Annotated in this window: 20 protein-coding genes and 2 tRNA genes; 15 read left to right on the top strand and 7 right to left on the bottom strand. The window is 59.0% G+C overall.

The features are described from left to right. Positions 1-92: 92 nt before the first annotated feature. From tig to VW35_RS12720, 3 genes are all read right to left on the bottom strand, one after another. Positions 93-1472, bottom strand: coding sequence for a trigger factor (gene tig, locus VW35_RS12710; RefSeq protein WP_046143440.1), 1380 nt, complete (start codon positions 1470-1472; stop codon positions 93-95). Between the two features lie 45 nt (positions 1473-1517). After that, positions 1518-1602 (bottom strand) — tRNA-Leu (locus tag VW35_RS12715). 131 nt (positions 1603-1733) lie between these two features. After that, complete coding sequence (locus tag VW35_RS12720; protein WP_152662582.1) at positions 1734-3503, bottom strand: methyl-accepting chemotaxis protein; 1770 nt, start codon at positions 3501-3503, stop codon at positions 1734-1736. Positions 3504-3837: 334 nt separating this feature from the next. Here VW35_RS12720 and VW35_RS12725 point away from each other — a divergent pair, with 334 nt between their 5' ends. From VW35_RS12725 to VW35_RS12750, 6 genes are all read left to right on the top strand, one after another. Beyond that, a complete protein-coding gene (locus tag VW35_RS12725) occupies positions 3838-4863 on the top strand; it encodes a PAS domain-containing protein (RefSeq protein ID WP_161796904.1) in 1026 nt (341 codons plus the stop codon). Between the two features lie 245 nt (positions 4864-5108). Then, on the top strand, positions 5109-5447 hold the full coding sequence (locus VW35_RS12730; protein ID WP_046136017.1) for a P-II family nitrogen regulator: 339 nt from the start codon (positions 5109-5111) through the stop codon (positions 5445-5447). Between the two features lie 58 nt (positions 5448-5505). Further along, a complete protein-coding gene (gene glnA / locus VW35_RS12735; RefSeq protein WP_046143442.1) occupies positions 5506-6915 on the top strand; it encodes a type I glutamate--ammonia ligase in 1410 nt (469 codons plus the stop codon). A gap of 104 nt (positions 6916-7019) precedes the next feature. Beyond that, positions 7020-7358: a DUF2322 family protein gene (locus tag VW35_RS12740; RefSeq protein WP_046143602.1), complete on the top strand. Its 339-nt coding sequence runs from the start codon at positions 7020-7022 to the stop codon at positions 7356-7358. A 65-nt stretch (positions 7359-7423) separates the two neighbouring features. After that, positions 7424-7726: a hypothetical protein gene (locus tag VW35_RS12745; RefSeq protein WP_046143443.1), complete on the top strand. Its 303-nt coding sequence runs from the start codon at positions 7424-7426 to the stop codon at positions 7724-7726. 201 nt (positions 7727-7927) lie between these two features. Beyond that, positions 7928-9397 (top strand): bifunctional ADP-dependent NAD(P)H-hydrate dehydratase/NAD(P)H-hydrate epimerase, encoded by a 1470-nt coding sequence (locus VW35_RS12750; protein WP_046143603.1) that lies wholly within the window; start codon positions 7928-7930, stop codon positions 9395-9397. Between the two features lie 89 nt (positions 9398-9486). Here VW35_RS12750 and VW35_RS12755 read toward each other — a convergent pair whose 3' ends face one another. Further along, positions 9487-10743 (bottom strand): cytochrome P450, encoded by a 1257-nt coding sequence (locus VW35_RS12755; protein ID WP_046143444.1) that lies wholly within the window; start codon positions 10741-10743, stop codon positions 9487-9489. A gap of 148 nt (positions 10744-10891) precedes the next feature. On the opposite strand from VW35_RS12755, the gene VW35_RS12760 reads away from it, so the two are divergent. The 4 genes from VW35_RS12760 to clpX all read left to right on the top strand — a co-directional run bounded on the left by VW35_RS12760 (position 10892) and on the right by clpX (position 13983). After that, on the top strand, positions 10892-11290 hold the full coding sequence (locus VW35_RS12760) for a YciI family protein (protein ID WP_046143445.1): 399 nt from the start codon (positions 10892-10894) through the stop codon (positions 11288-11290). 91 nt (positions 11291-11381) lie between these two features. Beyond that, positions 11382-11609 carry a hypothetical protein gene (locus tag VW35_RS12765; RefSeq protein ID WP_046143446.1) on the top strand — a complete coding sequence of 76 codons (228 nt, stop codon included), beginning with the start codon at positions 11382-11384 and terminating at the stop codon, positions 11607-11609. Positions 11610-11902: 293 nt separating this feature from the next. Next, positions 11903-12532, top strand: a complete 630-nt coding sequence (locus tag VW35_RS12770; RefSeq protein ID WP_046143604.1) for an ATP-dependent Clp protease proteolytic subunit — start codon at positions 11903-11905, stop codon at positions 12530-12532. Positions 12533-12705: 173 nt separating this feature from the next. Continuing rightward, positions 12706-13983, top strand: coding sequence for an ATP-dependent Clp protease ATP-binding subunit ClpX (gene clpX, locus VW35_RS12775; RefSeq protein WP_046143447.1), 1278 nt, complete (start codon positions 12706-12708; stop codon positions 13981-13983). Between the two features lie 58 nt (positions 13984-14041). Here the strand turns inward: clpX and VW35_RS12780 are convergent, their stop codons facing one another. Together VW35_RS12780 and rocF are read right to left on the bottom strand one after the other, a co-directional pair. Then, positions 14042-14434, bottom strand: coding sequence for an ester cyclase (locus tag VW35_RS12780; RefSeq protein ID WP_046143448.1), 393 nt, complete (start codon positions 14432-14434; stop codon positions 14042-14044). Positions 14435-14438: 4 nt separating this feature from the next. Beyond that, positions 14439-15407 (bottom strand): arginase, encoded by a 969-nt coding sequence (rocF, locus tag VW35_RS12785; RefSeq protein WP_046143605.1) that lies wholly within the window; start codon positions 15405-15407, stop codon positions 14439-14441. A 327-nt stretch (positions 15408-15734) separates the two neighbouring features. Between rocF and lon the strand changes: the two genes are divergently transcribed. Beyond that, a complete protein-coding gene (gene lon / locus VW35_RS12790; protein WP_046143606.1) occupies positions 15735-18158 on the top strand; it encodes an endopeptidase La in 2424 nt (807 codons plus the stop codon). 189 nt (positions 18159-18347) lie between these two features. Here the strand turns inward: lon and VW35_RS12795 are convergent, their stop codons facing one another. Further along, a complete protein-coding gene (locus VW35_RS12795; protein WP_046143449.1) occupies positions 18348-18992 on the bottom strand; it encodes a TetR/AcrR family transcriptional regulator C-terminal domain-containing protein in 645 nt (214 codons plus the stop codon). A gap of 77 nt (positions 18993-19069) precedes the next feature. Between VW35_RS12795 and tet(30) the strand changes: the two genes are divergently transcribed. The 4 genes from tet(30) to VW35_RS12820 all read left to right on the top strand — a co-directional run bounded on the left by tet(30) (position 19070) and on the right by VW35_RS12820 (position 22284). Beyond that, the gene (tet(30), locus tag VW35_RS12800; RefSeq protein ID WP_280136765.1) at positions 19070-20266 is read left to right on the top strand and encodes a tetracycline efflux MFS transporter Tet(30); all 1197 of its coding nucleotides are present in this window, start codon (positions 19070-19072) and stop codon (positions 20264-20266) included. Positions 20267-20637: 371 nt separating this feature from the next. Then, positions 20638-20910, top strand: coding sequence for an HU family DNA-binding protein (locus VW35_RS12810; protein ID WP_046143451.1), 273 nt, complete (start codon positions 20638-20640; stop codon positions 20908-20910). Positions 20911-21039: 129 nt separating this feature from the next. Further along, positions 21040-21115, top strand: a tRNA-Val gene (locus VW35_RS12815). Between the two features lie 110 nt (positions 21116-21225). Next, positions 21226-22284, top strand: a complete 1059-nt coding sequence (locus VW35_RS12820; protein WP_046143452.1) for a LacI family DNA-binding transcriptional regulator — start codon at positions 21226-21228, stop codon at positions 22282-22284. The last annotated feature ends 2 nt before the right edge of the window (positions 22285-22286 follow it).

The following is a 22286-nucleotide window of genomic DNA, read 5'->3' on the forward strand; positions in this document are numbered from 1 at the left end:
TCCCAACAGCAGGTTAATCCGGAACGATGACTTGTCTGGCCAAGAAAAAAGGCCGCCCTGAGGCGGCCTTACTAGAGCATGAGTCGCGTGACTCAGTGGTGGTGTTCTTCCGGCACTTCGTCCTCGTCGGCCTGGATAAGCTTGGCTAACTCGTCGCGAGACATCTTCTTCTCAGTCATATCGGCCTGAGCAGCGACGAAGTCCACGACTTTATTTTCGAAGACCGGAGCACGGAGGCTCGCGAGAGCCTGGGCATTCTTGCGATAGTAGTCGTAAACCTGCTGTTCCTGACCCGGGAAGCGGCGGATTTCAGCCAGCAGTGCCTGCTGATGTTCGTCGTCGGTCACCTGGACTTCGTTCTGGTTGCCGATTTCGGCAACGACGAGCCCGAGGCGCACGCGGCGTTCGGCAATGCGCTTATACTGCTCGCGCGCTTCTTCTTCGGTCGTGCCTTCGTCTTCGAACGAACGGCCGTGGCTTTCAACTTCATGCTGGACGCGCTGCCAGATCGTGTTGAACTCGGCTTCGACGAGCTGTTCCGGAACGTCGAACTTGTGACCATCGTCGAGCGCATCAAGAATCTGGCGCTTGATGTGCTGACGGCTCATGGATTCGAGCGCCGATTCCATCTGCTCCTTGACGGTCTTGCGGAGGGCCGCGACGTCTTCCAGGCCAAGACGCTTGGCGAATTCGTCGTCGAGTTCGCCCTGGTTTGGGCCATCGACGTGAAGAATGGTGACGTCGAAGGTCGCTTCCTTGCCGGCAAGTTCGGCATTGCCGTAGTCGGCAGGGAAGGTGACGTTGATCGTACGCGTTTCACCCTTCTTCTGGCCGACGAGCTGCTCTTCGAAGCCAGGGATGAATTCGTTCGAACCAACGGTCAGGTGAGCGTGGTCCGACTTGCCGCCTGGAAATTCAACGCCATCGATCTTGCCGACGAAGGAGAGGCCGAGACGGTCACCCTGTTCGACGACGGCGTCATCGCCCTTGTCGGTATAGCCACGGTTCTGGGCGAACACGCGGTTAACTTCGGCGTCGAGCTCTTCGTCGGTCACTTCGACGATCGGCTTGTTGATCTTGAGGCCCTTGAGCTCCATCAGCGAAACCGGCGGCAGGACCTCGTATTCGACTTCGAAAGCGAGGTCGGACTTACCATCCAGCACTTCGTTGATGACGTTCTGGTCCTGCGGCAGGTCGACCTTGGGCTGGGTCGCAGCGCGTTCCTTGCGCTCGTCGAGCGTATCGGAAACGGTCGAATTGATCGCGTCGGTCATCACTTCGGACATAGCCGAGCGGCCATAGACCTTCTTGAGGTGCGCGGTCGGAACCTTGCCGGGACGGAAGCCCTTGATGTTGGCCTGGCCCTTGAGTTCTTCGAGCTTGGCATCGAGGCGCGTGACGAGGTCAGCGGCCGGAATGGTGACGCTGAGCTTGCGCTTCAGGCCTTCGTTAAGGGTCTCAGTTACCTGCATTGGGGTTTATCCCGTATTGGTTCATCTCGTTCAGCCAGGACCGTATGGTGCGGGTGAGAGGACTCGAACCTCCACGCCTTGCGGCGCTGGAACCTAAATCCAGTGCGTCTACCAATTCCGCCACACCCGCAAGGGTCCCGTTGGCCGGGTTGGGGTTGCATCTATATGAAGAGTGTTGGCCAGTCAAAGCCTCGATTGGCCCTTTCGCTCGAATAGACAGGCCTTTCGACACACTCTTTACAACGGCCTGCCGAAGCGAGCCTAGAAGTCGCCCCAATCATTCGCCGCCGCGGCAGTCTTGTAGGGTTGAAGCGTTCTTGAAATGCCTCGAGGCACAACGCGCTCTGGCGCAGTCTGCCGGCGGGTCTCCTGCGTCAGGAAGACATCAACGATACGATCGAGTTCACTGGCTTCGCCTTCGGTCTGCTCGATCGCTGCGTTCGTCTCCTCGACAAGCGCTGCATTGTGCTGGGTCATTTCGTCCATCTGCTGAATGGCGGCTGCGACTTCAGCAATGGCGCCTGACTGTTGCCGGCTGCCGCGCGCGATTTCGTCCATAAGTTCCCGATTGTCTCGCGCGTCCCCAAGCATCGCTGCGATCCGGTCCGCTGCGGCCGAGAGCAACTTCGAACCTGCAGCTATTTCTTCGCCCGATTGCTGGATCAAGGATTTGACATCGGAGGAAGCGCCCGCAGCCGATTGAGCCAAGCGGCGTACCTCAACGGCCACTACCGCAAACCCTTTGCCCGCATCGCCAGCCCGTGCAGCCTCTACTGAGGCGTTGAGCGCCAGGAGGTTTGTTTGAAACGCGATGTCGTCGATGAGCCCGACGATATTGGAAATTCGAGCTGAAGACGCCAGTATGCGCTCCATAGCCTGCTGCGCCTCGCCCATCACCTTGCCACTGGTCTCGGCGGTCGTTGATACGGCGATCGCCTTGCTGCTAGCCGATTGAGCACGGGCTGCGTTTTCCTCAACCGTAGAGGAAAGACGACGCATCGCCGCGCTGGTGTCCTGAATCGCCGAAGCTTGCCGCGCCGTCCGATCAGCCAGGTCATTCGCGCCGGATAGAATGTCCGATGTCGCCGAACGCAACGTGCCAGACGATGCTCTGAGCCGCGTCACGATCTCCGAAAACCGATCGACAGTATGGTTGAACGCCTCGCGCACAGTATCGAGTTCGCCAACGAATTGCTCCTCGATACGCACGCGAAGGTCACCATCAGCCAGTTGAGAAAGCCGACCGCCCAACATGTTTACCGCACGCTTCCGCCCGGTAATGTCCGTCGCGTACTTGATGACCTTGAACACCTTTCCTTGCATGTCGAAGATCGGATTGTAGGTTGCCTGGATCCAGACTTCCCGCCCGCCCTTGCCGATACGCAGATATTCGGCCGCTTCAAACTCGCCACGAGCGAGTCGCGCCCAGAACGCTCCATATTCTGCGCTCGCTGCCTCTGCCGGAGTAACGAAAATCCGGTGATGCCGTCCGCGAATTTCCTCGAGGCGATAGCCGAGCGCCGCGCAGAAATTATCGTTAGCCGTGATGATCTCGCCCTCGGGCGTGAATTCGATCACTGCCTGCGAGCGCGAGATGGCTGTCAGCTGACCAAGACTCTGCGCTGCTTGGAGCTTCGCATCGGTGACATCCGTCGCGACTTTGACGATCTTGTAGATTTTGCCATCGCGGCCGCGCACTGGATTATAGCTTGCCTGGATCCACACATCGCGGCCGCCCTTGGCCAGCCGGCGATACTCCGCTGCCTGAAACTGCCCGTCGGCCAGGCGTTCCCAAAATGCCTTGTAAGCGGGCAGGGCGGCATCCGCGGGATCGACGAGCATCTGATGATGCTGTCCCACTATTTCCTCAAGCGCATATCCCATAACGCTGAGGAAATTTTCGTTGGCAGTCCGGATCGTTCCATCCGGGTCGAATTCGATCACGGCCAGGGCCGTTGAGATAGCCTCCAGCGTTGCAAGGCTGTCGGCGACGGCACGGCTTTTGGCATTGGCAAAAAGGCGGATGTCCACACTATCCCCCGGAACAAAAAGTTGGCGGACAATAACAAGTTGGAATGTCTGCCAGCTTTCGGTCGGAGCGACATTCTCGTGATTTATCGCTACGTAATTTTACCAATGAATCAAAATCGAAACAATTCGATCCAACGCGCTGGATCGAATTGTCTCACTGCTAAACCCAACGCATAAGTCGAAGTTGAGTGGCGGACACTTGTTTTCCGAACCGCTTTGGTCGAAACACGCTATGCGGCAGATTTGATGATGCCGCATTCTGCCCGCCATGATCCGGCGGCTTCTGCTGAGCGTAGGTCTGCTGCTAGTGCCGATGTTCGCCGCAGGAGTTACCATGGCCGACAGAAATCCTGCTGCCCGAAGCGCTGAAGAATGGGTCAAGGTTGCAGAAACCAGTCTTGGCCTTGGGTTTTGGCATTGGGAAGCATCGACGGCCAAGCTAGCATGTTCGCTTGGGCTTTATGCTCTCACCGGCGTCAATCCTGCCGGCGTCCAGCTTGATCTGGCTTTCCTTGAGTCTCTCGTCCATCCGGCTGATCGCTTGGTGGTTCAAGGCGCACACGGTCTTGCAACCGATACACGCCAGGCCAGCCGCCAGTTTCGCCTTATCCGGCCGGACGGCCAACTCCGTTGGCTCCATGGTCGCGCCAACACTTTTTTTGACCGAGAGGGCGCCATAACTCGTGTTGTGGCGGTTGTGTCCGACGTCACGGAACAGCGCGAGGCCGATGCGCGTCTCGCCCGTAAGCGAGCGCTCCTCCAAAATCTCTCAGCCCTTGTCGATGGCGTTTTCTGGATCGCTGATAATGAAGGCCAGCTCGTTGACGTCTTTGCCGCAGATCCTGTCGTGTCGGACATCGATATCAGGAATGGTGGCATCGACTGGCGAGCCTCTATGCATCCAGATGATCTTGATCGCTTGGCGACGTCCTGGAAAAGGGCAATCGACACTAAAAAGCGTTATGACGCTGCGCCGAGGCTCCGTCGCGCAAACGGAGAATATCAACAGTTTCACATCGCGGGTCTGCCTCTTTATGTAGAGCACTCATTGGCGCCGCTTTGGGCCGGGCTGGCAACGCCTAACCCTCAAGCCATCACTAGCGCCGCCTACGGTTTGGCATACGATCTCGCTCTGACGGCCGGCCAGGTTAGGGCATGCCGAGCGCTTCTCGACTGGAATGCCGAGGCGTTGGCCAAGGCAGCTGGTGTGTCGCTTTCAACCATAAGGCGGATCGAAGCTTCAGAAAGCGGCTACCTTCAGGGCGAAAGCATGCGTCTTGTCACAAAGGCATTCAGAAATGCTGGGTTGAAAATCTGGCGCGGGGAAGACGGCAAGGTGTGTATCACGGATCGCGACTAAGCCGCTTGTGTGCAGATTTTGATCAGATTGTACCTGAGAAGGGCGTCAGAGCGGACCATATCTGCACGCAAAATGGGCAAGTAGCCCATTTTTTAGTCGATCGATGCTGCCGTGTTCATTGCCGCGAGCATGCTAAGAGCGTCAACTGCCTGCAAAGCTTAACGTTTTAACTCGATCGAGCCTCTGGCACAGCCCGTGCATACCGATTTGCGGTAACGGCCAAGCCGGCCCAGTGGAGGCATGAGTTGAAAAAAATCGAGGCTATCGTAAAGCCCTTCAAGCTCGACGAAGTCAAAGAAGCGCTGCAGGAAGTCGGCCTGCAGGGCATCACCGTGACCGAGGCCAAAGGTTTTGGCCGCCAGAAGGGCCATACCGAGCTGTATCGCGGCGCTGAATATGTCGTGGACTTCCTGCCAAAGGTGAAGGTCGAGGTGGTTTGTCCCGACGACCTTGCTGAAAAGGCGATCGAAGCGATCCGCAATGCTGCCCAAACGGGCCGTATCGGAGATGGCAAGATTTTTGTCTATTCCATCGAACAGGCCATCCGTATCCGTACGGGCGAATTCGGCGACGACGCGCTCTAAGAAGCACGCGCCTGCCATCCACCAAACAAGAATTTCCGTCTAAGACAGGGGAAGACCTATGACGACCGGTGCAGACATTATCCAGCGCATGAAAGACGAGAACATCAAGTATCTCGACGTGCGCTTCACCGACCTGCGCGGCAAGCTGCAGCACGTTACCATGGACGTTTCGGTCGTCGACGAAGACATGTTCGAAGACGGCGTGATGTTCGACGGTTCCTCGATTGCCGGCTGGAAGGCCATCAACGAGTCCGACATGGTCCTGATGCCCGATCCGAACTCGGCCTATATCGATCCGTTCTTCGCCGCTTCGACACTCGCCATCAACTGCGACATTCTCGAGCCGTCGACATACCAGCCCTACAACCGCGACCCGCGCTCCATCGCCAAAAAGGCCGAAGCCTTGGTCAAGTCGTCCGGTATCGGCGACTCCGTCGTGTTTGGTCCGGAACCCGAATTCTTCATCTTCGACGACGTTCGCTATTCCAACACCACCTATAATGTTGGTTTCGCCCTCGACGCGAGCGAACTGCCCACCAACAACAACACCGAATATGAAGCCGGCAACAACGGCCACCATATCGGCCTCAAGAAGGGCTACTTCCCGGTTCCCCCGCTCGATAGCGCCCAGGATATGCGCGGCGAAATGCTTGAGGCCATGGGCCAGATGGGCGTCATCATCGAGAAGCACCACCACGAAGTGGCTTCCGCCCAGCACGAACTCGGCCTCAAGTTCAAGCCGATGATCCAGTCGGCCGACGACGTCCTGATCTATAAGTATGTCGTGCAGCAGGTTGCCAATGCCTATGGCAAGACCGCAACCTTCATGCCCAAACCCGTCTATGGCGACAACGGTTCGGGCATGCACTGCCACCAGTCGATCTGGAAGGACGGCAAGCCGCTCTTCGCCGGTGACCAGTATGCCGGTCTGTCGATGGAATGCCTCTATTACATCGGCGGCGTCATCAAGCACGCCAAGGCCATCAACGCCTTCACCAACCCGACCACCAACTCCTATAAGCGTCTGGTGCCGGGCTTCGAAGCCCCGGTTCTCTTGGCCTACTCGGCTCGCAACCGTTCCGCTTCCTGCCGTATCCCCTTCGGCCAGTCGCCGAAGGCCAAGCGCGTCGAAGTGCGTTTCCCCGATCCGCTGGCGAACCCGTATCTCGCCTTCACGGCGCTCTTGATGGCCGGCCTCGACGGCATCAAGAACAAGATTCACCCCGGCGATCCGATGGACAAGGATCTCTACGAGCTCCCGCGCGAAGAACTCAAGGAAATCCCGACCGTCTCCGCCTCGCTCCGCGAAGCGCTGGAACAGCTCAATGCCGACCGCGAATTCCTCAAGGTCGGCGGTGTGATGGATGACGATTTCATCGACAGCTATATCGAGCTCAAGATGCAGGAAGTGATCAAGTTCGAGCACACCCCGCATCCGGTTGAATACGAGATGTACTATTCGGCCTAAGCGCCGATACTCCAAGAATTGGAAAGGGCCCTTCGGGGCCCTTTTTGTTTTCCGGCGATTTTCGGGTAGTGCCAAGTGACCATTCCAAGACGGATTCGCGCTCCATGATCACGCCTGGCCCATCGTTCAAAGAGAACTTGGCAAGACTCCCCTCGATCGATGGCGTCGAAAGGATCGATCTGGTGGACAAATCCGGTACGCGGGTTGCCAGTATCGAAATTCAGCCGGGCAAGCAGGGCTCGGTGGCGGTCTATCAATATCTTGGGCAAACGTTCGATAGCCTCGACGCGGCTGCCGCAGAGCACGGCCTCGCGATCTTCGGCGAACATACAGCCGACGCCCGCAACCACCCCGGAGCTCATCCCAACATCGACCGTTTGATCGGCATAGCCACTGGCGAGGAAATGCTCCTGATCAGCGTCATTCCGAAGGCCGACGCCTGATTTGCCTTCAAAACAACGCATCTCGTTGAAAAGCATTGCTTTCGTTTGATTGAGGTTATCGAACCATGCTGAAAAAGCTAACTTTGCTCGCGCTCGTCTTCGCCGTTGCGACGCCAGCTTTCGCCTCCTCCGATGACGCCTGGTCAGAGTTCGCGACCAAGGTCCAGGACGCCTGCCTTGCCGCTACCACCGAAATCCTCACCGACGCGCGAGCCGTCGTCGATCCCTTTGGCAGCGAAAGCTATGGCCTCGCGGTCATCACCGGCAAGGTCGACGCTACAACCACCAAAAGCATCGTCTGCGTGTTCAATAAGCAAACGGAAGCTGTTGAAATTGGCGGCGAGCTGGATATCCCCGCGGCTGAGTGAGGCGTGGCGATCGATTAACTCGCACCCATAGACGCGTGGGCCGACCTTATCGCCAGCAATCATCTCCAGCGCCTGAAGGCCTGAAGATGGCGTTTCGCGGTCTAAAGCATTCCGGCGGGCGGGAAATCTAGCGAAAGGCCTGTTTCTTTTGGCGGTCAAGCCGTTATGAAAGTCGTACGACTTTCGCCAAGCGAGACCGCCATGCCCAATGCCGACGCTCTTCTCACGCCACAGGAAATGGGGCAGGCCGACCGTCTTGCCATGGAAGGCGGAGTTCGTTCATTCCGATTGATGGAAGCGGTGGGCAAGGCTGTCGCCGATGCGATCATCGAGCGATACTATCAGCGCTCCGTCCTGGTCCTGTGTGGCACCGGCAATAATGGGGGAGATGGCTTCGTCGTTGCGCGACTTCTCCAGCAGCGTGGCTGGCCGGTACAGGTTCGCCTGTTGGGAAATCGAGAAGGCCTGCGTGGCGATGCCCAAGTTGCTGCGGAACAGTGGACTGGCCGGATCGACACACCGAACGAACAGGACATCGAGGACGCCGATTTGATCGTCGACGCCATCCTTGGCGCTGGTCTTGATCGCGATGTGGAAGGCGACATCGCCAGCATTATTTCCCTCGTAAATTCCTCCACCCTGCCGGTGGTCAGCGTCGACGTACCGAGCGGGATCGATGGCGCGACGGGCGCCGTTCGCGGCGTCGCCATGATCGCTGATATGACGATCACCTTCTTCCGCCTGAAGCCTGGCCATCTGCTGCTTCCGGGCCGTCAGCATTGCGGCGAAGTCGTGCTGACCGATATAGGTATCCCTGAAGCGGTGCTGGACAGGATCCAGCCTCGCGCCTGGCAAAACACACGCGGCCTCTGGACCCTGCCGGCAACCATGGCTGACGGCCATAAATATGATCGTGGCCATGTCATTGTGGTCAGCGGCAGCGAGTTCGAAACCGGCGGTGCACGCCTCGCCGCCCATGGCGCTTTTCGCGTTGGGGCAGGGGTCGTCTCCCTTGTCGGCGCAGCCGACGCCCTGCGCATCCACGCCGCGCACGTGACGGCGATCATGCTCAAGCCTGCCGAAAGTCCCGAAGATCTGCGCGAGCGGCTGAGCGACAAGCGCATGAACGCGGTCGTTCTTGGGCCCGCTGCCGGCGTCGGCGAAGCCACACGCAAGAATGTGCAGGTGGTCCTGGCGTCAGGCGCCGCGACCGTGCTCGACGCCGATGCCATCACCAGTTTTGCAGAAAGTGCCGAGACGCTTTTTTCTGCCATCCGCGCCAATCCCGAGCGTCCGGTTGTCATGACGCCGCACGAGGGCGAGTTCCAGCGCCTTTTCGGCAAGGTTCCCGGAGGCAAGCTGGAGCGCGCCCGCGCCGCGGCTCAGCATTCAGGCGCCATCATTCTTCTCAAGGGCAGCGACACGGTCATCGCTTCCCCTGATGGCCGCGCCGCGATCAACGCAAATGCCCCCGGCTGGTTGGGCACGGCCGGAGCCGGCGACGTGCTGGCTGGCGTCATCGGTGGTCTACTCGGCCAAGGCATGGCTGGTTTCGAAGCTGCATGCGCCGGTGCCTGGCTCCACGCCGAAGCCGCCAATCGTTTCGGCGGCCCAGGCATGATGAGCGAAGACCTGCCGCTGCTGTTGCCTGGCGTGTTGGCGAGCCTCTGAGAAGGAAATCACATTAGCCACGTAATCGCGGCGTTCGTCGATGGCGGCGTGGACTGGGCAACTTGCCCGGCCCGGCCGCTTGTCGCGCTTCAGTCCCAACTGACCATCAGCTTTTCGAGCCCATGGAAGTGGTAGACATCTGCATAGCGCGGTGTTTCGGCGAGCCTCAATTTGGGCAGCCTTTCGAAGAGTACGGACATTGCTTCTTGCAGCTCGATGCGCGCGAGCGGCGCGCCGATGCAGAAGTGGATGCCCGCGCCGAAGCTGACATTGGCGCCGTCGCTGCGGAACGGATCGTACCGGCCGGCATGTGCGAAGCGCATTGGATCGCGATTGGCCGCTCCGAGCATCAGCCCTATAACGTCACCCTTGCGTAAGGGAATCCCGTCCACCTCGGTATCGGTCAAGGCATAGCGGGTGAAGAGATGCAGCGGCGCGTCGAACCGCAGGCATTCTTCCACAGTCGCCTCTGTTTGCTCGGGCGTCGCAAATAGAGCTTTTGGATCAAGCCCGCTCTCGAGGATCGATTTAACTCCGTTGCCTGTCGTGTGCACCGTTGCTTCGTGGCCGGCATTGAGCAGCAGGATTGCCGTCGACATGACCTCTTCGTCGCTCAACCGCTCACCGCCCTGTTCTGCGGTCAACATATGAGTCAGAAGATCCTCGCGCGGTGATTTTCGCCGCTCGGCAATGATGGCCCGTAGATAGGACATGAAATCTGCCGACGCCTGATTGGCATCGATCTCAGTCTCGTGGGTAACGCCGAACATATACATGGTCACCATGCGGTTCGACCAGTTGAGCAATTGCGGCGCCGACTCGGCCGGCAGGCCGATCATTTCGGCGATGATGATCGCGGGCAGGGGAGCTGCGAAAGCCTTGATCAGGTCGACGCTTTGCTCGCCTTCGAACCCGTCGATGATCTCATTGGCCAATTGCCGGATGCGCGGCCGCAGCTGCTCCACCTGTCGAGACACAAACGCCCGATTGACGAGAGTACGCAGCCGCGTATGCGCCGGCGGCTCGAGGTTGAGGAGCGAGAATTTTTCGGTGAGGTCAAAATCAGCTACGTGCGGCTTGGGTTTCGGCAGCCCAATTTCCTCGCGCGTTGCCACATGCAGGATTTCCCGGCCGAACCGCTTATCGCGCAAAAGCGCTGACACGGATCTGAAATCGGCAAAGCACCAATGCCCATACTCTTCCCAAAAGAAGGCCGGGCTCGTTGCGTGCCGCTCGGCGTAGAAAGCGTAAGGGTTCTGGAAGAACGCTGGATCGCGCGGTGCAGCACTGGCACTGCGGTCTGCGGGAACATCGGTGATGGGTTTGACTTGGATAATGGCGGCCATGGTCGTCCGAAAGGCTTGTTCGACCTCACCTTAGGCCAGGTCGCGCGGCGTGCAATTTATTTGTCCCTCTGACGATAAAAAGCGAGAGGATTAGTCGAGCCCCAGCCGGCCCAACCGTCCTCTGGCAGTCCAACCAAGGAGACCAGCCATGAAATTCCTCTGTCTTTTCCACTTCGCGCCAGACGCGTTTGCCGAGGTCACGCCCGAGGAGATGCGCCGCCTCGAAGACGCGACCATCGAACACGATTACAAGCTGCGTGAAAGCGGGCATCTTCTCATCGCGTCCCCCTTGGAAGCCGCCAGCACGGAAAAGGTCATCGATCGACGCCGCCACCTCAAGGTCCAACAAACTGATGGCCCTTTTGCCGAAGCCAAGGAAGTGGTCGGCGGCGTGGTGCTGGTTGAGGCACGGAACATGGACGAAGCTTTGGGGCTGTTCGCTGATGATCCTATCGCGGCCTATGCCCGCATTCAGATCCGGCCCTTGAGAGAAGACCATCGCCATAGCGAAACGGGACAAGCCCGGCCCGAATTCCGCACGCCATAAAGTCTCCGGCGACCAAATCATGCCGAAAAGGCTTGGCAAGACCGCACCAATCATGTCTTGAGATCGCCGAAAGCGACGAAGGATATTCCCCGTGAGCGACATTTCCGTTTCCGAGGCCACCGATGCGGTCTACGCCTCGATCAAGAACAACAACGAAGATCTCGACCTGCACATCGCGGCATTGAAAGCTGCGATGGCGCGCGAAGGCGCCAAGGAAGCGGTTTTCGAAACCGCCAAGCTTGCGCAACCGAACCGGCAGGGCCGAAAGCTCATGCAAGCTTATTTCAAGAAAAAGGGTGTCGCGGTCTCGTTCTCCTGAGCTGGGTGGTGCGGCGCGGCAAAAAACCGAGCATTGCATCTCGCAACTTCCCAAACGCCGCATTCACCTTAGTGTCATTGGATCGGCTGGGGTCTATTGAAGCCAGCCCCATTGCCGCCTATTTGTCCTTTTACCGCCCATTAAGGCGGCATCGCCTGCAATCGGCCGGTCGCGCCGATTCGATTTAAACCCAAGATCTGCCTTGCCATGTGCGCGTTCGGGGCAGCCTCTCGGGCCAAACCAACCAAGCCCACCGTTCGCTCGCGACGCCGACGGGGGCCAAGGGGCAAAATATGCGGGATCCGCACGATCTTTACATGAATACGCTCGTACCCATGGTGGTCGAGCAGTCGAACCGTGGCGAACGCGCCTTCGACATCTATTCGCGCCTCCTGCGCGAGCGCATCATTTTCGTGACCGGTGTGGTCGAGGACAATATGGCCTCGCTCATCGTCGCTCAGCTTCTGTTTCTCGAATCAGAGAACCCGAAGAAGGAAATCGCCATGTACATCAACTCGCCCGGCGGCGTGGTGACGGCTGGCCTTTCCATCTATGACACCATGCAGTTCATCCGTCCGGCCGTTGCTACGATGGTCATGGGCCAGGCTGCGTCCATGGGTTCGCTGCTGCTCGCCGCCGGTGAAGCCGGTATGCGCACCTCGCTGCCGAACTCGCGCATCATGGTCCACCAGCCGTCCGGCGGCTTCCAGGGTCAGGTTACCGACATTCTGATCCATGCCAAGGAAGTCGAGGGTTTGAAACGCCGTCTTAATCAGATCTATGAAAAGCACACCGGCCGTACGTACGAGGAGATCGAAAACGCTCTCGAGCGCGATCGCTTCCTGTCGCCGGAAGAGGCAAAAACCTTCGGTCTGATCGACTCGATCCATGAAAAGCGCGCTGTGCCAGAGGCGACACCCTGATTTGGTGCGCGTTAAGCACAATGCCGATGCGCTCTGGACTGTGATCCTGACGCAATTGCACGCAGCCGGAACGGCCTTTAAGGTCGTTTCGGCTTAGACTTTCTTTATGTCTTGCGCGTTACCGTTTCCGATAACGCTGATTTTGGGGGCCTCAAGCTCCCGGGAGTGACTGGATGTCCAAAGAGACAACGAACGGCGAAACCTCCAAGAACACGCTTTACTGCTCGTTCTGCGGGAAATCGCAGCATGAGGTTCGCAAGCTGATCGCCGGCCCGACCGTGTTCATCTGCGATGAATGCGTCGAGCTCTGCATGGACATCATCCGCGAAGAGAACAAGACCTCCATGGTCAAGTCCTCCGATGGCGTCCCGACACCGGCAGAAATCTGCAAGGTGCTGGACGACTACGTCATCGGTCAGTTCCGCGCCAAGCGCGTGCTCTCCGTGGCTGTCCACAACCACTACAAGCGCCTGCATCACGCGACCAAGAATCAGGACGTTGAACTCTCAAAGTCCAACATTCTGCTGATCGGGCCAACCGGTTCGGGCAAGACGCTTCTCGCCCAGACCCTGGCGCGCATCCTCGACGTGCCCTTCACCATGGCGGACGCCACCACCCTGACCGAAGCCGGTTATGTCGGTGAAGATGTCGAAAACATCATTCTCAAGCTGCTCCAGGCTGCCGACTACAATGTCGAAAAGGCCCAGCGCGGCATCGTCTATATCGACGAAGTCGATAAGATTTCCCGCAAGTCGGACAACCCGTCCATAACCCGCGACGTGTCGGGTGAGGGCGTGCAGCAGGCTCTCCTCAAGATCATGGAAGGCACTGTCGCCTCCGTGCCTCCGCAGGGCGGCCGTAAGCATCCCCAGCAGGAATTTCTGCAGGTCGACACGACGAATATCCTCTTCATATGCGGTGGCGCTTTTGCCGGCCTCGAGAAGATCATTTCGGCTCGTGGCGAAGGCTCGGGCATCGGCTTTGCGGCCACCGTAAAGGACCCGCAGGACCGTCGCGTCGGCGATCTTCTCAAGGACGTTGCGCCTGAAGATCTCGTCCGTTTCGGCCTGATCCCGGAATTCATTGGTCGTCTTCCGGTCCTGGCGACCCTGGAAGACCTCGACATTCCGGCCCTGATCGAAATCCTGACAGCTCCGAAGAACGCTCTCGTGCGTCAGTACCAGCGCCTCTTCCAGATGGAAGAAGTCGAACTGACGTTCCACGAAGACGCTCTCAAGGCGATCGCCGAGAAGGCTATCGAGCGCAAGACTGGCGCCCGCGGCCTCCGCTCGATCATGGAAGCGATCCTCCTCGACACCATGTACGACCTGCCTTCGCTCGAAGGCGTCGAGGAAGTGGTAATCTCAGAGGAAGTGGTGAAGGGCAAGGACGTCCGTCCCCTCTACATCTACTCCGAGCGCAAGAAGGACGACGCTCCGGCAACGGCCTGAGGCCTTCGCGCAGCTCGAAATGATTCAAACGCCGGGCATCGCGCCCGGCGTTTCCGTTTTAGAGCTGCGCCGCGATTTCTGCCTTGTCGATAATCGACCACACTTCGTGGATGCGGCCATCGAGGAAGCGATAGAAGACGTTCTCGTGAAACTGCACCCGTCGCCCATTGACGGCGAGCCCGAACAAAGTGCCTACCGGCGTGCAGTCGAACCGGAGACGGCTCGAAATATAGGGCGGTTCGCTGGTCAGAAGCGCGACGTCGAAGCGCAGGTCCGGTATCGAAGCGAAGTCGCCTTCCAACATCTGGCGATATCCCGCCAAGCCGACGGCGACGCCGTTGTGAGCGGCGTCCTCATGCACAAAATTGCCGAGCCGTTGCCAGTCCTGACGATTGAGACAGTCGATGTATGCCAGATACTGCCTCTTTAGCGATGCTGGCTCCGTTTCCATGGCGCTATTCACGTGTCACAAACTCAACTGGTCCCGGTTCTTCCCCGATGACGGAGCGCCCGAAAAGGCTCGCCACCAAGTCCACAAGCAGCGTCGCGCTCTTGCCGCCGTGGTCCAGGAATGGATTGAGCTCCACAATATCCAGCGATCCCACCACGCCGCTGTCGTGCAGCATCTCCATGATCAGGTGCGCCTCGCGATAGGTGAGCCCGCCCGGCACCAGTGTGCCGCCGCCCGGCGCCAAAGTGGGATCGACCACATCCACATCAAAGCTCACATGCAGATGCCCATCCGCTGCCTTCACGCGCTCGATGATCGGCTGCATCAGCCCCACGACCCCGGTCTGGTCGATCTTGCGCATATCGATCACCTCCACACCCCGTGCCTGCAATAGCCGGCGCTCCTCCCGGTCGATCGAGCGAGCGCCAAAGATGGTCACATTCCTTGGGTCGACTTTCCCCAACCAATCACCTTTAAAATTATCGTCAAACCCCGGTTCGCCGCAGAGCAGCGCTAGTGGCATGCCGTGGAGATTGCCCGAGGGCGAGGTATCAGGCGTGTTGTAGTCGGCATGGGCATCGATCCAAAGCACATGCACCGGCTTGCCCTTCTCCGCATTGAACCGGGAAACCGCCGAAAGCGACCCCATGGCAATCGAATGGTCCCCGCCGATAAAGATCGGAAAGTGCCCGCCGCTCAGAATGTCGTACCCGGCATTGCTGGTCCTCTCGGCAAGCTCTAGCACGTCCGCCCTGCGCTGCTCCGGCAGCCGCCAGCTCGAAGGATTGGTGCTGATCTCGGGGTACACGCGGCGGAGATCACCATGATCGGCAATTGAATGTTCCAGCTCAACCAGAGCCTCAAGCAGGCCCGCCACCCGCAGCGCCTCTGGCCCCATGCCGCAGCCTCGAACCGAGGCACCTGAAGCCGTCGCTACCCCCAGAATGTCGATCCGTTTGGGTTTCGTTACCATTGTTTCGTCCTCATTTTGGGGCATGGCTACTGGACAACCATGGCACAGCTTCATGTCACACCCAATCGATAGGGCGCGCCTCAGCGGCTGAATGGCCAAAAGCCAGATTCTCCTTTGCCCCCAAGGCACATGAGTGTTCCTGTCTCGGTGCGCATGCCTCCTGTGCGAAGCGGTGCAATAGGTCATAAAACCGCAATGTTTGACTTGCGGCAGAGACGTGCGAACCTATTTATTAACCTGAATCGCCCAGCCTCAATGAATCTGGGCAGTCGCAATACGGGCGCGCTATACCCAGTTCCTCCCGGCGCGCCCCGGAAAGGAAATATGATGTCGGACGTCAATCCAACCGGCCAAGTTAGCCGGGACCGGGTTTACCCGGTGCTTCCCCTGCGCGACATCGTGGTCTTCCCCGGAATGATCGTGCCGCTCTTTGTGGGGCGCGAAAAGTCGGTCAAGGCACTTGAAGAAGTCATGCGCGACGACAAGCACATTCTTGTCGTGACCCAGAAGAATGCGCAGGACGATGATCCAGCTCCGGACCAGATCTACGGCACCGGGACCATCGCCACTGTGCTCCAGCTCCTCAAGCTTCCCGACGGTACCGTCAAGGTGCTGGTCGAAGGCCTGAGCCGCGCGACGATCGACACTTATCTGCAGACCGAAGAGTATTTCGAAGCCGAAGCCAGCCCGCTTCCCGAACCGGAAGAAGACGCGACCGAGCTCGAAGCTCTGGCGCGCTCGGCCCAGAGCGAGTTCGAAAACTACGTCAAGCTGAACAAGAAGATCTCGGCAGAGGTTGTGGCAGCGGTCGGTCAGATCGAGAGCCCGTCCAAGCTCGCCGATACGATCGCCAGCCACCTCGTCATCAAGATTCCGGAAAAGGAAGACCTGCTGTCGACCGTTTCTGTCATTGAACGCTTCCAGAAGGTCATCGGCCTGATGGAAGGCGAGATCGGCGTGCTGCAGGTCGAAAAGCGCATCCGCTCGCGCGTCAAGCGCCAGATGGAGAAGACGCAGCGCGAGTACTATCTCAACGAGCAGATGAAGGCGATTCAGAAGGAGCTCGGCGACGGCGAAGACGGCGCCAACGAGATCACCGAACTGGAAGAGCGCATCGCCAAGACCAAGCTTTCAAAGGAAGCGCGCGCCAAGGCTGACGGCGAAGTCAAGAAGCTCAAGGGCATGAGCCCGATGTCGGCTGAAGCCACTGTCGTGCGTAACTATCTTGATACGCTTCTTGGCCTCCCATGGGGCAAGAAGTCGAAGGTCAAGCGCGATCTGGCATTGGCTGAAAAGGTGCTCGATGAGGACCACTACGGCTTGGATAAGGTCAAGGAGCGCATCCTGGAATATCTGGCCGTGCAGGCTCGCACCGGCACGCTCAAGGGCCCCATCCTCTGCCTCGTTGGCCCTCCGGGTGTCGGCAAAACTTCGCTTGGCAAGTCGATCGCCAAGGCGACCGGCCGCGAGTTCGTGCGCATGGCGCTCGGTGGCGTCCGTGACGAAGCCGAAATCCGCGGTCACCGCCGCACCTATATCGGCTCCATGCCCGGCAAGATCATCCAGTCGCTCAAGAAGGTCGGCAAGTCCAACCCGCTCTTCCTGCTCGATGAAATCGACAAGATGGGCCAGGACTTCCGCGGCGATCCGTCTTCGGCTCTGCTCGAAGTGCTCGATCCGGAACAGAACAATACGTTCGCCGATCACTACCTGGAGGTCGATTATGACCTTTCGGACGTGATGTTCGTGACCACTTCGAACACGCTGAATATCCCCGGCCCGCTGATGGACCGCATGGAGATCATTCGTCTCTCGGGTTACACCGAAGAGGAGAAGCACGCGATCGCCAAGCAGCACCTGATCCCGGAAGCTGCCAAGGAAAATGGCATCGCCCACGGCGAGTTCATTCTCTCCGACGAGATGCTGATGAAGGTCATTCGCGGCTATACCCGCGAAGCCGGCGTCCGCAATCTCAAGCGCGAAATCTCCAAGCTGATGCGCAAGGCCGTGACGGACATCGTGCGCACCAAGGTCAAGTCGATCGAGATCACCGAAGAAAAGCTCGCCGAATATCTCGGCCCGCTGATCTTCAAGCATGGCGAGATCGAAGCCGAATCCCAAGTTGGTCTCGTCACGGGTCTCGCTTGGACGTCGGTTGGCGGCGAAATCCTCACCATCGAAGGCGTGATGACGCCGGGCAAGGGCCGCATGACGGTCACCGGTAACATCAAGGAAGTGATGAAGGAATCGCTGACGGCTGCCACGGCCTATGTCCGGTCCCGCTCGATCGACTTCGGCATCAAGCCGCCGATGTTCGACACGCGCGACATCCACGTCCACCTGCCCGAAGGCGCAACGCCCAAGGACGGTCCGTCGGCCGGTATCGGTCTTGCGACCGCCATCGTCTCGGTGATGACCGGTATTCCGGTCCGCAATGATGTCGCCATGACCGGCGAAATCACGCTGCGGGGCAGGGTGCTCCCCATCGGCGGTCTCAAGGAAAAGCTCCTTGCAGCCCTCCGCGGCGGCATCAAGACGGTGCTGATCCCTGAGGAAAATGTTCGCGATCTCCAGGAGATCCCGGATATTGTCAAGGAGGGCATGGAGATCGTCCCGGTGTCTCGCATGGACCAGGTGATCGAACGCGCCTTGGTGCGCAAGCCCGAGCCTATCGAATGGAACTTCGACGAGGCTCCCGCCGTCGCCAAGACCGATCCGGTCGAAGACAATTCGGCCAGCCTGACGCACTAAGCAATCGACTGAGTATGAAAACGGCGGCCCAAAAGGCCGCCGTTTTTGTATTGAGAGCCTGCAAAGAGATTAACCGCGCCCCCATCGTCATTGCCCGGCTTGTCCCGGCAATCCATCTCGCCTCCGCACGGACCACTGGGACAAGCCCGGTAGTGACTATCGAAAGTAAATCGCGTTCATTGGAAAGCGCTACGGTTTCTTCGTCCCAGTCCTACTCATCCGCATCCCCTCGACCATGTACCGCAGCCCCCGCTCGAAGGCTTGCTCGGTATTGATCGTGCCCTCCTTCTCAAGCGATCGGAACGCCTCCGCCAAAATTGGGAACGGCTCCAGCGCGCCATCGATATCCCCGTCCTGGCCTTCTTCTTCCGCCTGCCGTTCGCGTTCGCCTTGTTCCTCAAGTACATAGCCGACGACATAGCGCGCCACCGAGATCGAAATGTGCAGCGCTTCCTCGGCGGTAAACCCGGCGTCGACATAGAGCTTGAGCTGCAATTCCGCGTCAGCAAAATCTGCCGTCGACGGTCGGGTTCCAGCCGCAATCCGTGCGCCATCGCGCACCGCCAGTAGCGTCTTCCGCATGCTGCGAGCCGTCGCATAGGTGAAATCCACCCAGTCCTCGCCGGGCGCAGGCAATCGATGCGTGTGATATCGCGCCAGCATCTCGCTGTTGATCGCGTCGAGTAGCGCCGACTTGTTTCTGAAGTGCCAGTAGAGCGCAGGCTGCTGGACGTTTAGCCGCTCCGCCAGTTTTCGCGTCGTCAGCTTATCGATGCCCACCTCGTTGAGCAGCGTCATCGCCTCATCGACGATCTGGCCACGATCAATCGCCATAGAAAAATTCTTCCTTGACTTATCAACCATAAGTAAGCTTATCACTGATAAATAAATTTATCGTCGATAAGGTACCTCTGGAGGTCCTGATGAACAAGGCCCTGATCGTCATTCTTGCCACCGTCGCGATCGATGCGATTGGCGCCGGCCTGATTTTTCCAATCCTGCCCGAATTGTTGACCCAACTTAACGAAGGCGGCGACATTGGCTTCCTCTATGGCGCCATGCTGGCCATCTATGCCGTCATGCAGTTCATTTTCTCGCCCGTGCTTGGCGTGCTAAGCGACCGGTTTGGCCGTCGCCCGATCCTGTTGCTTTCGCTTGCCGGAACGCTACTCGATTATCTCATCATGGCGCTGACCCCGATTGGCTGGATGCTGGTCGTCGGCCGCGCCATGGCGGGCATTACAAGCGCCAACATGGCGGTCGCCTCGGCGTACATCACAGACACTACGCCGCCGGAAGAGCGCGCCCAGCGGTTTGGGCTCATTGGCGCCGTGATGAGCGTCGGCTTCATCATTGGTCCGGTCATCGGCGGCGTAATGGGCGCTTGGTGGCTCCGTTCGCCGTTCCTAGTCGCCGCGCTGTTCAATGGCCTCAACCTGGCTGTCGCACTTTTCATCCTCCCAGAAAGCCGAAAGGCATCCGACGAGACTTTCGATATCAAAAAGCTCAACCCGATCGCTCCGTTGGTCTGGCTGTGGAATTTCAAGCCGCTCCTGCCTTTGGTTGTGGTCTCTGTCGTGTTTGGTCTCATCGCCGCCGTCCCTGGCACTATCTGGGTGCTCTATGGCGCCGATCGCTTCGGCTGGGATTCGGTCCATATGGGGATGTCACTGTCTCTTTTTGGGGTGAGTGGCGCCCTCGCTCAAGCCTTCCTCGTTGGCCCACTGACGAAGCGTTTCGGCGATCTCGGTACCTTGATGATCGGCGTGGCCTTCGACACACTGGCCTATACGCTGATGGCTTTCGCTGATCAGAGCTGGATGGGTTTTGCGGTAGCTCCGCTCTTTGCTCTCGGCGGTGTGGCCATGCCAGCGCTCCAGTCTCTGCTCACCAGTCGAGTCAGCGACGAGCAACAGGGACAGTTGCAGGGTGTCCTCGCAAGTCTCATGAGCCTTGCCGGGATCGTCGGGCCGGTGCTGACCACCGCCATTTTCTTTGCGACCAGAAACATCTGGATCGGCACAATCTGGCTTGTCGGCGCTGCTCTCTATCTCCTTGCCACCCCGCTTTTCGCGACGGTGCGTCGGCCGAAACTGGCCGCCGCGTAAAAGACTAGCGTACGCCCGGCTACGGAAGAGGGGATAGGTTTGCAAGGGAATCGTCTCATTTGATGAGAGCGTAATGAATGGCTGAATTGATCTGGCCATCGCAAATACTGATCCGTGTCTTGGCGCCGTCCATCATGCCTGGGAGGAAAACCGGGACAAATGCGGCGGAAAGGCTGGCGGAATGACGGTGAAAAGGCCGGAAAACCTGATGTTTGGCCTTGTCGGCCCTGGATTTCCGCGTCATTAACGTTTCCGTACCGTTCGGCCTCGCCAAAAGGGCGGAAACACTTGCGCTTGAGCTAGAATCGACCAAGGGTTGCCGCCACCAAAGCTTCGCCAGCGAGGGCGGGCATTCACTGTGAGGATACGCGATGAACAAGAACGATCTGGTTGGCGTCGTTGCCGACAAGGCCACGATTACCAAGGCTCAGGCTGCAGAAGCCGTGGACGCAGTGTTTGAAGCCATCACTTCTGCTCTGAAGTCCGGTGATGAAGTCCGTCTCGTCGGCTTCGGCACTTTCGCCGTTTCGCAGCGCAAGGCTTCGACCGGCCGCAACCCGGCCACGGGTGCAGAGATCCAGATTCCGGCCTCGAACCAGGCCAAATTCAAGCCCGGCAAGGGCCTCAAGGACGCGATCAACTAAGCGCGTCTACCCTTTCGCAGTCGATCAAACGGCCCCGCGAATTCTCGCCGGGGCCGTTTCTTTATATTGGCAGTTGACGCGGGGCGACGGGCACCCTAAGCAGGGCAGCGTTCCGGCAAATGCCCGGACGGGCGATTAGCTCAGTTGGTAGAGCGTCTCGTTTACACCGAGAATGTCGGCGGTTCGAGTCCGTCATCGCCCACCATTTTTCTCCTTCTTTTTCAGTCGCTTCCCCGAACTCCGGGGATAGAATTATTTTGGCCACTTGACTTTCGAAGCGCTCGCGGTAACGTTCCCATGCGTGGAGGAAGTTTGATGGTGGAACGAAGCCGCAGTCGTCGGCCGACCATTATCGATGTTGCGGAGCGAGCCGGGGTGTCCAAGAGCACCGCGGCGCGAGCGCTCGCTGGTTCTTCCAATATTACTGATGAAACCCGGGAGCGCGTCGTCAAGGCAGCTGCCGCCGTCGGTTACGAGCGAAATCATCTTGCGGTCGGCATGCGTTCCGGGCGGAGCGGCATGCTCGGACTCGTGATTCCCGATATCGCCAATCCGTTCTGGGCCGAAGTCGCGCGCGGTGCGCAGGATCGCGCTGCGCGGGCAGGGGCCTCTTTGCTGGTCTTTTCGTCCGATTGGGATCCCGAAGCCGAGGCCACCCACCTTCGCACGCTGCGGCGAGCACGAGTCGATGGGGCCATCGTCAATCCCGTTTCCGACAGTTTCGATGACCTCGACCGCTTCGGCATGCCCTGCGTCTTCATCGGCTCGAGCGCCGAGCGCTACCCGGATATTTCGAGCGTTGGCTCGGATATCACACAGGCGGTTCGCCTGGGACTCGATCATCTGATGTCGAAAGGGCATGTGGCTCCAGCGCTCATTCTGGGGCCGAAGTCGCGACTGGCCCGCGCACGGTTTCTCCGGGCAGTGCACGAACATTTCGTCGAGCGCGATCTCGATCCGGGCGTTCTGGCGGTGGAAGATGGCGAATACACCGTCGAGGGCGGACGCGAAGCCATGCGCCGCCTATTGGCGCAACCACGGGTCGGGCATCTCGCCGTCTTTGCGGCCAATGACATGATGGCCCTTGGCGCGATGATGGCCGTGCGGGATGCGGGTCTCGATTGTCCCAGGGATGTCTCTATCCTCGGATTTGACGGTATCCCGTCTGGCGAGTTCGCTTGGCCTGGACTGACGACAATCGCCAAGCCCGGACGGGATATCGGCGAACGCGCTGTCGAAGGGCTTTTCGACGAAATCGAACACAGGCCGGAACACCGCCGGATCTATATGCCGTGCCGATTGCTGGAGCGAGGCTCACTCGCCGACCTTTCGGTTGCGGCGCCCCAGCGCATAGCCGGGGCAGGGAGGAACTAAGC

It is taken from the genome of Devosia soli, from assembly GCF_000970455.1.
Lineage (GTDB): Bacteria > Pseudomonadota > Alphaproteobacteria > Rhizobiales > Devosiaceae > Devosia > Devosia soli.